Origin of the sequence: Achromobacter deleyi (assembly GCF_016127315.1) — a bacterium.
GTDB classification, from domain to species: domain Bacteria; phylum Pseudomonadota; class Gammaproteobacteria; order Burkholderiales; family Burkholderiaceae_B; genus Achromobacter; species Achromobacter insuavis_A.
In genome coordinates this window covers 4,899,774-4,911,891 of record NZ_CP065997.1, presented here as the reverse complement: position 1 = coordinate 4,911,891, position 12,118 = coordinate 4,899,774, and the positions used below count along the sequence as shown (strand labels likewise).

Sequence of the window (12,118 nt, the reverse complement as noted above, 5' to 3'; positions counted from 1 at the left end):
CGCGCCGCCCCTGTGTCCGCCGGCGCACCGCCGGCCGCCGGCGCCGTCACATCTACTCGTAGTTTTTACATGGTGTGGGCAGCCTGCCGGGCCAACGCGGAGGCGCCGGCCGGCGCGATAGAATGCCAGCCTTGCCGCGCCCTCCCGCCGCCTCTTTTCCGGACCGACCGCCCTCATGCATACCCTGATCTGGCTGCGCACCGACCTGCGCCTGCACGACAACCCCGCCCTGGCGGCCGCGGCGCAGGCGGGCACGGTCACCGCCCTGTTCATCGCGGCGCCGGCCCAATGGCGCCACCATGGCGACGCCCCGGCCAAGGTCGATTTCTGGCTGCGCAACCTGCGCGAACTGTCGCAGGACCTGGGCCGCCTGGGTATTCCGCTGAAGCTGCTGACGCTGGACGCCTGGGACCAGGTGCCGGAGGCGCTGGCCGGGTTCTGCCGCGAGCACGACATCGCGCAGGTCCACGCCAATACCGAATGGGCCGTGAACGAGCGCCGCCGCGACGACGCCGTGGCGCAGCGGCTGGCCGAGGCCGACATCGACTGGAAGCTGCACCACGGCGCGTCGCTGCTGCGTCCCGGCACCGTGGTGACCGGCAAGGGCGATTGCTACCGCGTCTACACCCCGTATGCGCGCGCCTGCCGCGAACGCTTGCGCAGCGCCCCGCTGCGCGCGGTGCCGGCGCCCAAGTCGCAGGCCGCGCCGGCCTGGGCGGCCGACCCGCTGCCGGACGCCTTCGACGGCTACGCGCCCGCCAGCGACGCCATCCGCGCGCTGTGGCCCGCCGGCGAGAGCGCGGCCGGCGACCGGCTGGACGCCTTCGCCGACGGCGTCATCGACGCCTATCGCGACCAACGCGACTTTCCCAGCCTGCCGGCCACCAGTTGCCTGTCGCCCTACCTGGCGGCCGGCGTGCTGTCGCCGGGCCAGGCGCTGCGCGCGGCGCAGGCCGCCAACCACGGCGAGCTGGAAAGCGGCAACGCCGGCGCCGCCACCTGGATCAACGAACTGCTGTGGCGCGAGTTCTACCAGCACTTGCTGGCGGCCTGCCCGACGCTGTCGATGCACCAGCCGATGAAACCGGAAACCGCCGCGGTGCCCTGGCGCGACGCGCCCGACGACCTGCGCGCCTGGCAGGAAGGCCGCACCGGCCTGCCGATCGTCGACGCCGCCATGCGCCAGCTGCTGGCGCTGGGCTGGATGCACAACCGGCTGCGCATGGTCACGGCCATGTTCCTGTCCAAGAACCTGCTGATCGACTGGCGCGAGGGCGAGGCCTGGTTCATGGCGCACCTGGTCGACGGCGACCTGGCGGCCAACAACGGCGGCTGGCAATGGAGCGCGTCCACCGGCGCCGATTCGGTGCCCTACTTCCGCGTCTTCAATCCGCTGTCGCAGTCGCGCAAGTTCGATCCGCGCGGCGAATTCCTGCGCGAATGGCTGCCCGAGCTGGCCCACCTGGACGACAACGCCATCCACGATCCCAGCCCGATGGAGCGCGCGGCGGCCGGCTATCCCATGCCCATCGTCGACCTGCCGCAGAGCCGCCTGCGCGCGCTGGAAGCCTTCGGCAACCTGCCCAAGGCCTGACGCCTCGCCGGCCAAAATCGTTCATCACATCACGGCCGCGACCTTTCGCGGCCGTTTACGTTTCGCATCGTTTCAAAATGTCTTGATGTAGATCAACCCGGCGATATCGCCCGTCCCCGATGATCCGGCAGCAACACGCCCCCGCCCATCACAGGACGAAAGACGCATGCGCAACAACCAGCCGGTCTACGACAAGGAATACACGCTTCACGACGAGCAGTACCTGATCTCGCGCACCGACGCCCGCGGCCGCATCATCTACGCCAATCCCGCGTTCGTGGAGGTCAGCGGCTTCACCCGCGAGGAACTGGTGGGCGCCGCCCACAACATCGTGCGCCACCCCGACATGCCGGAAGAGGCGTTCGAGGACCTGTGGCGTACCATCCAGCGCGGCGAATCCTGGACCGGGGTGGTCAAGAACCGCCGCAAGGACGGCGGCTTTTATTGGGTGCTGGCCAACGTCACCCCCATCATCGAGCGCGGCGAGACGGTCTGTTATGCCTCGGTGCGGGTCAAGCCGACCCGCGCCCAGATCGACGCCGCGGACGCCGCCTACCGGCAACTGCGCGCCGGGGTCGCGCGCGGCTTCAGACTGAGCCGCGGCCAGGTCAAGCCGACCGGCCTGCGCGGCGTGTTGGCGCGGCTCAAGATCTGGCGCCTGACCGGCGTGCGTTCGCGCATGCTGGCCTGGGCCATGCTGGCCTCGGCGCTGTTCCTGGGCGCGGCCGGCGTGGCGCTGTACGGCATGCTCGATCGCATGAGCACCGAGGAGATCGCGCTGGCGGCGGCCATGCTGGCCGGCGGCGTGATCCTGATCTTCGCCTCGGGCTGGGGCTTTGCCCGCTCGATCACCGGCCTGCTGGTCACCGCCACCGACTTCACCCGCCAGATCGCCGCCGGCAACCTCAGCACGCCGCTGCCACCGGCCAGCATCCGCGACGAGATCGGCGCCCTGAAATTCTCGCTGGAAGTGATGCGCAAGAGCCTGGTCAGCATCACCCGCGACGTCCACAACGGCATCGAAAGCGCGCTGACCTCGGCCGCCGAGATCGCCGACGGCAACGCCGACCTGTCGGCCCACACGCAGCGCCAGGCCGCCTCGCTGGAGGAAGCCGCGGCCAGCATGGAACAGCTGGCGTCCACCGTGAAGCAGACCGCCACCAACGCGCACGGCGCCGACCAGATGGCCAGCCAGGCCTCCGACGTGGCGCGGCGCGGCGGACAGGTGGTGGATGAGGCGGTGCAGGCGATGCAGGGCATCGTGCAAAGCACCTCGCGCATCAGCGAGATCGTCGGCATCATCGACGGCATCGCCTTCCAGACCAACATCCTGGCGCTGAACGCCGCGGTCGAGGCGGCCCGCGCCGGCGAGGCCGGCAAGGGGTTCGCGGTGGTGGCGTCCGAAGTGCGCAGCCTGGCGCAGAAGAGCGCCACCGCCGCGCGCGAGATCAAGGAACTGATCGAGACCTCGAACCACAAGGTCGAGGACGGCGTGCGCCACGTCGAGCGCGCCGGCGAAGCGATGCTGGACATCGTCGAGTCGGTGCGCCAGGTGACCCAGATCGTCAACGAGATCGCGGCCACCTCGAACGAGCAGCACACCGGCATCGACAACGTCAGCCGCACCATCTCGGAAACCGACAGCGCCGCGCAGAGCAACGCGGCGCGGGTGGAACAGGCCAGCCTGGCGGTGGACAACCTGCGCACGCGCGGCGCGCAGCTGCGCCACGCCATCGAGGTGTTCCGCATCGCCAGCGCCCAGACCGTGCTGCCCAAGCGCGCTCCCGCGCCGGCGCCGGCGGCGCTGATCGCCTCGCCGCGTCAGGGCCAGCCGTTGCTGGAACAGCGCGCCTCGTAAGGCCCGCCTGTCGCCGGCGCTCAGGCGCCGGCCGCGGCCGCCTGGATCGCCGCCAGCTGGCCCGCCAGTCCGGCGCGCGCGGCGGCAAAGCGGCCATCCAGCGCCGCCGTGCCCACCGTGAACCCCGCCGCCCCGGCGCGGCACGCCGCCCGGATGCGCTCGGGCGTGTCGAGCGAGCCGGCCACGATCACCGGCGCGCCCGCGGCGCATACCTGCGCCATCAGCGCCGGCACGTCGACGCTGGCGCGATAGGCCAGCAGGTCCAGCCCATGCACGCCGGGCAGGCCGGCCAGTTGCGCGGCGCTGCGCGCGATGTCCTCGCGCGAGCCGCCCAGGATGCTGGGATGCCCGTGGACCTGGCCGGGAAACGGGTAGTAGCGGATGCGCGAGTCCGCCAGCAGCGGCAGCGCGTCGGCCGCGTGCGTGCCGCCCAGCAGACAGTCGACGCCCAGTTCCAGCGCGGCGCGCACCGACGCCAGCTCGCTGTCGCGGTCCTGCGACACCACTTCCAGGTAGCTGCGCGCGCCCGCCTCGCGGATGGCGCGGTTGAGCCGCCGCAATACCGGCAGCGGCTGGCCGATGTCCTTGAAGCCGATGTGGCGCACCCCGCACGCGAGCGCCGTGTCCAGGTGGGCGTCGGCGTCCGCCACGGTGCGGTCGTTGCGGGTCAGCATGAAGATGAAGTCGGCGGGCATGATGTCCTGGATGATGAAGGGTTCGAATGTAGCGCTCAAGCCATTGGCTGAAACCATTGGCTGAAACGGCGCGGGGTTCACGCGGCCGCCGCGTGGGCGGCGAGCCGGAAGGCGTGGTCGATGGCGGCCCGCAGGCTGGACGGGTCGGCGATGCCCTGCCCGGCAATGTCGAACGCGGTGCCGTGGTCGGGACTGGTGCGCACGAACGGCAGCCCCAGGGTGATGTTCACGCCCTGCTCCAGGCCCAGGTACTTCACCGGGATCAGGCCCTGGTCGTGGTACTGCGCCACCACCACGTCGAAGCGTCCCTGCCGCGCCTGCATGAAGACCGTGTCGCCCGGCCACGGGCCGCTGGCGTCGATGCCTTCGCGGCGCGCGGCCTCGATCGCCGGCCGGATGATGCGCTGCTCCTCGTCGCCGAACAGGCCGCCCTCGCCGGCATGCGGATTCAGGCCGGCCACCGCCACGCGCGGCGCCGGCGCGCCAAGCGCGCGGCCGCCCTGGTGGGCCAGCCGGATCGCCGACAACTGCGCCTCGAAGTCGGCGCGCTCGATGGCCTGGCGCAGCGAACAATGAATGGTGACCAGCACCGTGGCGATGGCGTCGTTGGCCAGCATCATCGCCACGCGCTCCGCGCCGCCACGCTCTGCCAGGATCTCGGTATGGCCGGGATACGGCACTCCGGCCGCGGCCAGCGCTTCCTTGTGGATCGGCGCGGTGACGATGCCGGCCACCCGCCCCTGGCGCGCCAGGTCGATGGCCAGGCAGATGGCCTGGTACGCCGCCCGGCCACAGTCCGCGCCGACCCGGCCGAATGGCGGCGGCGACGGCAGCGCGGACGACGGCACCAGGCAGACGCGGTCCGGCCGCAACTCGGCGTCGGCCACGTCGGCCACCACCCGCAGCCGCGCGGCCGCGCCCAGCGGCGCCAACGCGCGCGCCATGACGGCGGGATCGCCCACCGCCACGCAGCGCTCGGCGTAACCCGGCAACAGCAGCGTCCTGGCGACGATCTCCGGCCCGATGCCGGCGGGGTCGCCCAGGGTGATGGCCATGGGCAAGGCAGGCACGGGCCGTTCGGCGCGCACGGGGGAAGGATTCATCGGCACAGCAGTCTCCGGGCGGCGTCGCGCAAGGCCTCGGGGCCGCCGAAGCCGCCCGCCTTCATGGCGATTGCCAGTTGCCGACCCGCGCAATCGGCCGTTCCGGCGGGAAAGCCGGGCGCCAGTTCGCAGGTCAAGGTAAATGCGTCGATGGCCAGCGCGTCGAGCAGCGCGGCCAGGGTGTCGCCGCCGGTCGCGATCAGGCCGTCGAACCGATGCGACGCCAGCGCGAGCATGGCCTGCCGCACCAGCGCCGACAGCACCGCCGCCGGATCGGCCCGCGCCGTGGCGGGCGCCATCAGGCACGCCAGCCCGGCGTCCGGGGCGATCTCGTCCGCGCGGTCCGCCACCTGCGCGCCGGCGGCCCGCAGGGCCGCGCCTTGCTCCCGGCTGGCCGGGTTGGCGCTGCCGATCACCACCAGCACCCGGCGCGCGCGCGGCGGCCGCGCCAGGCCGGGAGCCGCGTCGCCGCAGCGCGCCGCCAGCGCCCGGGCCAGGCCGGGAGACCCGGCCCACAGGCAGGAGCCGTGCGTCCACAATTGCGCGACCCGTTCGTCCAGCGTCGCCTGCGTGGTGGCGTCCAGCACCAGCACCCTGGCGTTGCGCGCGGCGTCACGCAATTGCGCCGCGTCCGCGTCCTCGGCCACCACCCGGGCCGGCCCGCAGGCCGGATCGATCAGGTCGAGCAGGCGCGCGGTGCGCGCCGGATGCACCGGATCGGCGGCATAGACGCTGGCGTCGACCCGCTCGCCATGCACGTACTGGATACCGCCGCGCGTCACGCGCCCAGCCTCGGGAAAGGCCGGCGCCACCACCAGCAGGCGCCGCCCGCTGGCGTCCAGCGCCGCGGCCAGTTCCGCCCGGACGTGGCCGCGCAGGGTGGAATCCAGGGTCTTGTAGAGAATGCCGCGCCCGGCCAGCGCGGCGGCGGCCCGCGCCACCGCGTCCACGGCGCCGGCTTCGGCCTGCCCGCGGCTGCCGGTGTCGACCGACAGCACGCGCTCACCCGCCGGCGCGGCGGCGCCCCGATGCACCCGCGCCGAACCGGCCCAGGGCAGGAACGGGCCGGCGCCATCGGCGGCGCTGGTCAGGTCGTCGGCAATGATGCCGACTTGTCGGGATAACGATTCCGGTGTGTTCATACCGGTGATTAAAATGCAGATCACCCGCCAGGAAAATCCATCATTTCTGACGTTTATTCGTGATCTATCATCACCAATGACCTCTACCCGCCGTCCCTCGTTGAACGACCTGCGCGCCTTCGAGGCGGTGGCGCGCCTGGGTTCCGTGCGCGCCGCCGCCGACGAACTGTCGCTGACCCATGGGGCGGTCAGCCGCCGCGTGACCAAGCTGGCCGACGACCTGGGCCTGACGCTGGTCGAACCGGCCGGACGCGGCCTGCGCGTCACCGCCGACGGCCGCTTGCTGGCCTCGTCCATGGGCCGGGCGCTGGCGCTGATCCACGACGCCATCGACACCTTGCAGGCGCGCGACGCGCAGCGCCCCGTGGTGCTGTCGTGTGAACGTTCGATCGCCATGCGCTGGTTGATTCCGCGCCTGTCGCGGTTCCAGGACCGGCACCCGGACATCGAGCTGCATCTGTCGGTCGGCGGCGGACCGCTGGACTTCGCCCGCGACCAGGTCGCGCTGGCGCTGCGGCGCCTGGATTTCCCGGTGCATCCCGACTGGATCGTCACCCCGCTGATGGCGGAGAGCATGGGGCCGGTGATGGCCCCGTCGCTGTTGCCCGCGTTCGAGGCCGGCGACTACGTGGCGCTGTCTTCGCGCACCCGGCCGCGCGCCTGGGACGACTGGCTGCGCCAGGCGGGGCATCCCGCGCCGCGCGCCAGCCGTCACCTGGATCATCATTTCCTGATGGTGGAAGCGGCCGCCGCCGGCCTGGGCGTGGCGCTCAGTCCGCGCCTGCTGGCGCTGGACGACCTGCGCAGCGGGCGGCTGGTCGCGCCGGCCGGATTCGCCCCGGACGGCTCGCACTATGGCTTGATCGAGTCGCGCGGCGCCCCGGCGGGCGCGGCGCCGGCGCTGGCGGCGTTGAAGCGGTGGCTGGCCGAGGCGGTGGCCGAGGCCTGACGCGAAGGACGGATCCGGGCGCCGTTATTGCGGCACGGCGGCGTCCTTGTCGAGCCGCTTGATGAACACCAGCAATTCCTTTTCGACCTGTTTGTCGCCGCGCGCCTGCGCGGCCTTCAGGCCCGATTCCCAGGCGGCGCGGGCGCCGGCCTTGTCGCCGCGGCCGAGGCAGGCCTTGCCCAGCCATTTCCAGGCCACCGAGTAGGCCGGATCGAACACCAGCGAGGCGCGCAGGTGCGTCTCCGCGTCGCCGTAGCACTCCTGCTCGGCGTAGGCCTTGCCCAGCGAAAACCGCAACAACATGTTGTCGGTGCCCTTGGCCAACATGGTTTCCAGACGATCGATCATTTCCCGCATGGCCGGCCTCCTTTGCGCCGATTGCGCTGACTGCGATGGCACATGATAGGCCGCTGGCCGCGCATCGGCGGCAATGGCCCCGCGCCGCGCAGGGAAAGCGGCGGCGCATTGCACAAGCATCGGTTTCCTTGCGTTTCAAGCGGCGTCGCGACGGGAATGGCGGTGCGACTATCCTGTCACACGCTCAGGGCCCGCCGCGTCTCGCGCGGCCGACCCTGACCGCCTGCTGACGGCAGGCCGCAACCGTCAACCCGCAAGGTGCCGCTTCATGCCGAACATGCGCCTCTTCCTGCGCCGCCTGGCGCCCCGGCTGCCGCCGCTGGCGGCCCTGGCGCTTGCCGCCCCGCTGCTGGCCGCGCCGCCCGCCGCGCCCAACGCCGCCGCCAACGGCCACGACGCCGAGGCCCAGGCGCTCGACGCCGCGCTGGTCAACCGCATCACCTGGGGCGCCACCCCGGCCGAGCTGGCGCGCATGCGCGAACTCGGTCCGCAGCGCTATCTGCAGGCGCAACTGCATCCCGATCCCAGGGCGCGCCTGCCCGCCGCCGTGCAGCAGCGCATCGACGCGCTGTCGATCTCGCGCCAGAGCGCCGAGGACGCGCACGCCGAACAGCGCGGCCTGCGCCAGAACACCAAGGACGCCGACCCCGGCCGCAAGCAGGAGGCCCAGCGCGACGCCCGCGCCATTTCGCGCCAGCGCGCCGACGACACCGCCAGCCGCGCGCTCTACCGCGCGCTGTACTCGCCCAACCAGCTGCAGGAGCAGATGACCTGGTTCTGGATGAACCACTTCAACGTCTACGCGGCCAAGAACGACGTCGGCACCTATATCGACCAATACGAGGAACGCGCCATCCGCCCGCACGCGCTCGGCAAGTTCCGCGACCTGCTGGCGGCCACGCTGCGTTCGCCGGCGATGCTGGCGTACCTGGACAACACCCAGAACGCCGCCGGCCACATCAATGAGAACTACGCGCGCGAACTGATGGAACTGCACACGCTGGGCGTCAAGGGCGGCTACACCCAGGCCGACGTGCAGGAACTGGCGCGCATCCTCACCGGCCTGGGCATCCACAACCAGGCGGGCCCGCCCAAGGTCCGGCCCGCGCTGCGCGGCCAGGTGGTGCTGGACGGTCTGTTCCTGTTCAACCCGGCGCGCCACGACTACGGCGACAAGCAGTTCCTGGGCCACGCCATCCGCGGCGCCGGCCTGGCCGAGGTCGACGAGGCCGTGGACCTGCTGGCGCGCCATCCCGCCACCGCGCGCTTCATCAGTGCCAAGCTGGCCGCCTACTTCATGGGCGACGCGCCGCCCGCCTCGGTCATCGACAAGATGGCGCGGACCTTCCTGGTCAGCGACGGCGACATCGCCGCCACGTTGCAGACGCTGTACGGCTCACCGGAATTCACGCAGTCGCTCAAGGCCGGCGTGTTCAAGGACCCCGTGCATTACGTGTATTCGGCCTTGCGGCTGACCTACGCCGACCTGCCCCCCATCGCCAATCCGCGCCCGGCCATGGCCATGCTCAGGCAGCTGGGCCAGCCGCTGAACCAGCGCCTGACGCCCGACGGCTATCCGCAGGCGCAGTCGGACTGGGCCGGCTCGGGCCAGATGACCGCGCGCTTCGAAGTGGCGCGCGCCATCGCCGCCGCGCCCCAGGCCTTCTACCGCGAGGGCGACGACAAGGGGCCGGTGGAATTGCCGCGCCTGCCCGACCTGCTGCGCGAGAACGCCGCCGACGGCCTGTTCTCGCGCCTGTCGCCCGCCACCCGCGACGCCATCGCGCAGGCGAAGAACCCCAAGGACGCCAACACCTATCTGCTGGCCTCGCCCGAATTCATGCGGCGCTGAGCCGCCGCCGCAGGAGAAACCCCATGGATCGCCGCCGCATACTGCAACTCATGGCCTCGGCGCCGCTCGTCTTCGGCGCCAGCCGCCTGTACGCCGCGCCAGCCGCCGCCAACAACAAGCTGCTGGTCGTCTTCATGCGCGGCGCCTACGACGCCGCCAGCCTGCTGGTGCCCGCCAACAGCGACTTCTATTACGAGTCGCGCCCGAGCATCGCCATCGCCAGGCCCGGCAGCGGCGCCGGCGCCGCCCTGCCCCTGGCCGACGGCTGGGCCCTGCACCCGGCGCTGGCCGAGAGCCTGATGCCCTTCTACCAGAAGCGCCAGCTGGCCTTCGTGCCGTTCGCCGGCACCGACGACACCAGCCGCAGCCACTTCGAGACCCAGAACCGCATCGAACTCGGCCAGGGCGCGGCCCGCGACAGGAACGGCGACTTCCGCTCGGGCTTCCTGAACCGCCTGGCCGCCGCGCTCGACGGCAAGGGCATGCAGGCGGCCGCCTTCACCTCCGAGGTGCCGCAGATCTTCCGCGGCGCCGAGCGCGTGCCCAACATCGACCTGGGCGGCGCGGCCCGCAAATCGCGCCTGTCCGAGGCCGACAACCGCGCCATCGCCGCCATGTACCAGCACACCGACCTGGGCGCCTCGGTCGCCGAGGGCCAGCGCATCATGGGCGCCACGCGCGCCGAACTCGACGCCGAAATGGAGGCCGCCAGCGGCAACGCCGTGTCGGCCGACAGGCTGGAGCAGGAAGCGCGCCGCATCGGCCGCTTCATGCGCGACAGCTACAACCTGGGCTTCGTCGACGTCGGCGGCTGGGACACGCACGTCGGCCAGGGCGGCGCCAGCGGCATGCTGGCCAACCGGCTCGGCCAGCTGGGCCGGGCGCTGGCCGGCTACGCCGATGCCATGGGCCCGGCCTGGAAACAGGCCACGGTCGTCGTCATCAGCGAATTCGGCCGCACCTTCCGCGAAAACGGCAACAAGGGCACCGACCACGGCCACGGCACGGTCTACTGGGTGCTGGGCGGCAATGTGCAAGGCGGCCGCATCGCCGGCCGCCAGGTCCCGGTCAAACGCGAGACCCTGTTCCAGGACCGCGACTACCCGGTGCTCAATGAATACCGCGCGCTGTTCGCCGGCCTGTTCTCGCGCCTGTACGGCCTGCCGCCGGCCCGGCTGGCACAGGTGTTCCCGGGCACCACGCCGCTGGACCTGAAACTGGTCTGAACGCGGACCAAGGGTATACCCGCATCGGCAACAGGGATTTGCGGCGGCGCGCGCGGGCGGCTGCTCTAAAATCCGCGCACCCTTCCCTGTCGCCGCGGCCCCGTGCGCCCGGCCCTCTCCCCGGTTTTACATGCCCCTGCATCTCATCGCGCTGGCCGCCGCCGCTTTCGGCATCGGCACCAGCGAATTCGTCATCATGGGCCTCTTGCCCAACGTTGCCGCCGACCTGGACGTCAGTATCGACATCGCCGGCCTGCTGATCACGGGCTACGCCATGGGCGTGGTGATCGGCGCGCCCATCATGGCCATCATCACCGCGCGCCTGCCGCGCAAGGCCACGCTGATCGGCCTGGCCAGCACCTTCGTGCTGGGCAACCTGCTCTGTGCGCTGGCGCCGGGTTACGCCACGCTGATGGCCGCGCGCGTCTTCACCGCCTTCTGCCATGGCGCCTTCTTCGGCATCGGCGCGGTGGTGGCGGCCGACCTGGTGCCGCGCCACCAGCGCTCCAGCGCCATCGCGCTGATGTTCACCGGGCTGACGCTGGCCAACGTGCTGGGCGTGCCGCTGGGCACCGCGCTGGGCCAGGTGGCGGGCTGGCGCTCGACCTTCTGGGTGGTCAGCGGCATCGGCCTGGCCGCGGTCGCGGCGCTGGCGGCCTGGCTGCCCGGCCGCATTCCCATGCAACCCGGCAACATCCTGCGCGAGTTCCGCGTGCTGCGCGACGTGCGCGTGCTGTGGCCGCTGCTGGCCAGCGTGCTGGCCTCGGCCGCGCTGTTCTGCGTGCTGACCTATATCGCGCCGATCCTGCGCGACATCACCGGCGTGTCCGAACGCGGCGTGACCGGCGTGCTGCTGCTGTTCGGCGTCGCGCTCACCGTGGGCAGCACGCTCGGCGGCAAGCTGGGCGACCGCAACCTGGAAGTGTCGCTGCGCCGCATCTTCCTGGGCCTGCTGCTGGTGTTCCTGGCGCTCAGCCAGGCCATCCACGCGCTGGCGCCGATGCTGGTGATGACCTTCATCTGGGGCACGCTGGGCTTTGCCGTGGTGCCGCTGCTGCAGACGCTGATCGTGGACCAGGCGGCCGAGGCGCCCAACCTCGCCTCGACCCTGAACCAGGGCGCCTTCAACCTGGGCAACGCCGGCGGCGCCTGGCTCGGCAGCCTGGCACTGGGCCACGGCCTGCCGCTGACCGACCTGCCGTGGATGTCGGCCGCCATCACCGCGGCGGTGTTGCTGCTGACCCTGTGGGGCACGCGCTACTATGGGCGCCACGCCGGGATGGCGCAGCCGCCGCAACCCGGCGCGCTGGCCTCGTCCCGTTCCGACGCCTGACCCCAAGGA

10 protein-coding genes are annotated in these 12,118 nt (G+C 71.9%); 6 read left to right on the top strand and 4 right to left on the bottom strand.

Annotated elements, in window-relative coordinates:
- The first annotated feature begins 175 nt into the window (after positions 1-175).
- Complete coding sequence (gene phrB, locus I6I07_RS22305) at positions 176-1,594, top strand: deoxyribodipyrimidine photo-lyase (RefSeq protein ID WP_198483756.1); 1,419 nt, start codon at positions 176-178, stop codon at positions 1,592-1,594.
- A gap of 166 nt (positions 1,595-1,760) precedes the next feature.
- Positions 1,761-3,452 carry a PAS domain-containing methyl-accepting chemotaxis protein gene (locus I6I07_RS22300; RefSeq protein ID WP_198483755.1) on the top strand — a complete coding sequence of 564 codons (1,692 nt, stop codon included), beginning with the start codon at positions 1,761-1,763 and terminating at the stop codon, positions 3,450-3,452.
- Positions 3,453-3,472: 20 nt separating this feature from the next.
- Here the strand turns inward: I6I07_RS22300 and I6I07_RS22295 are convergent, their stop codons facing one another.
- From I6I07_RS22295 to I6I07_RS22285, 3 genes are read right to left on the bottom strand one after another with little or no spacing between them, the layout of a single operon-like run.
- Complete coding sequence (locus I6I07_RS22295; protein WP_198483754.1) at positions 3,473-4,186, bottom strand: 4-hydroxythreonine-4-phosphate dehydrogenase; 714 nt, start codon at positions 4,184-4,186, stop codon at positions 3,473-3,475.
- Between the two features lie 38 nt (positions 4,187-4,224).
- Positions 4,225-5,250, bottom strand: coding sequence for a 4-hydroxythreonine-4-phosphate dehydrogenase PdxA (pdxA, locus tag I6I07_RS22290; RefSeq protein ID WP_198483753.1), 1,026 nt, complete (start codon positions 5,248-5,250; stop codon positions 4,225-4,227).
- The gene (locus tag I6I07_RS22285; RefSeq protein ID WP_198483752.1) at positions 5,247-6,392 is read right to left on the bottom strand and encodes a four-carbon acid sugar kinase family protein; all 1,146 of its coding nucleotides are present in this window, start codon (positions 6,390-6,392) and stop codon (positions 5,247-5,249) included. The genes pdxA and I6I07_RS22285 overlap by 4 nt, the downstream gene beginning before the upstream one ends.
- Positions 6,393-6,468: 76 nt before the next feature.
- Here I6I07_RS22285 and I6I07_RS22280 point away from each other — a divergent pair, with 76 nt between their 5' ends.
- Entirely contained in the window at positions 6,469-7,341 is an 873-nt protein-coding gene (locus I6I07_RS22280) for a LysR substrate-binding domain-containing protein (protein WP_198483751.1), read from the top strand.
- Positions 7,342-7,365: 24 nt separating this feature from the next.
- Here the strand turns inward: I6I07_RS22280 and I6I07_RS22275 are convergent, their stop codons facing one another.
- Entirely contained in the window at positions 7,366-7,698 is a 333-nt protein-coding gene (locus tag I6I07_RS22275; protein WP_080977441.1) for a hypothetical protein, read from the bottom strand.
- 268 nt (positions 7,699-7,966) lie between these two features.
- Here I6I07_RS22275 and I6I07_RS22270 point away from each other — a divergent pair, with 268 nt between their 5' ends.
- The 3 genes from I6I07_RS22270 (at position 7,967) to I6I07_RS22260 (ending at position 12,109) form a co-directional block, all read left to right on the top strand.
- Complete coding sequence (locus tag I6I07_RS22270; RefSeq protein WP_198483750.1) at positions 7,967-9,550, top strand: DUF1800 domain-containing protein; 1,584 nt, start codon at positions 7,967-7,969, stop codon at positions 9,548-9,550.
- A gap of 23 nt (positions 9,551-9,573) precedes the next feature.
- Positions 9,574-10,776, top strand: coding sequence for a DUF1501 domain-containing protein (locus tag I6I07_RS22265; protein WP_198483749.1), 1,203 nt, complete (start codon positions 9,574-9,576; stop codon positions 10,774-10,776).
- Between the two features lie 130 nt (positions 10,777-10,906).
- The gene (locus tag I6I07_RS22260) at positions 10,907-12,109 is read left to right on the top strand and encodes an MFS transporter (protein WP_061071037.1); all 1,203 of its coding nucleotides are present in this window, start codon (positions 10,907-10,909) and stop codon (positions 12,107-12,109) included.
- The last annotated feature ends 9 nt before the right edge of the window (positions 12,110-12,118 follow it).

Excerpts from the sequence above, each read along its gene's own strand:
- I6I07_RS22280 (WP_198483751.1), top strand. The coding sequence starts at position 6,469 with ATGACCTCTACCCGCCGTCCCTCGTTGAACGACCTGCGCGCCTTCGAG.
- I6I07_RS22270 (WP_198483750.1), top strand. The coding sequence starts at position 7,967 with ATGCCGAACATGCGCCTCTTCCTGCGCCGCCTGGCGCCCCGGCTGCCG.
- I6I07_RS22260 (WP_061071037.1), top strand. The coding sequence starts at position 10,907 with ATGCCCCTGCATCTCATCGCGCTGGCCGCCGCCGCTTTCGGCATCGGC.
- I6I07_RS22265 (WP_198483749.1), top strand. The coding sequence starts at position 9,574 with ATGGATCGCCGCCGCATACTGCAACTCATGGCCTCGGCGCCGCTCGTC.
- I6I07_RS22275 (WP_080977441.1), bottom strand. The coding sequence starts at position 7,698 with ATGCGGGAAATGATCGATCGTCTGGAAACCATGTTGGCCAAGGGCACC.
- pdxA (WP_198483753.1), bottom strand. The coding sequence starts at position 5,250 with ATGAATCCTTCCCCCGTGCGCGCCGAACGGCCCGTGCCTGCCTTGCCC.
- phrB (WP_198483756.1), top strand. The coding sequence starts at position 176 with ATGCATACCCTGATCTGGCTGCGCACCGACCTGCGCCTGCACGACAAC.
- I6I07_RS22300 (WP_198483755.1), top strand. The coding sequence starts at position 1,761 with ATGCGCAACAACCAGCCGGTCTACGACAAGGAATACACGCTTCACGAC.
- I6I07_RS22285 (WP_198483752.1), bottom strand. The coding sequence starts at position 6,392 with ATGAACACACCGGAATCGTTATCCCGACAAGTCGGCATCATTGCCGAC.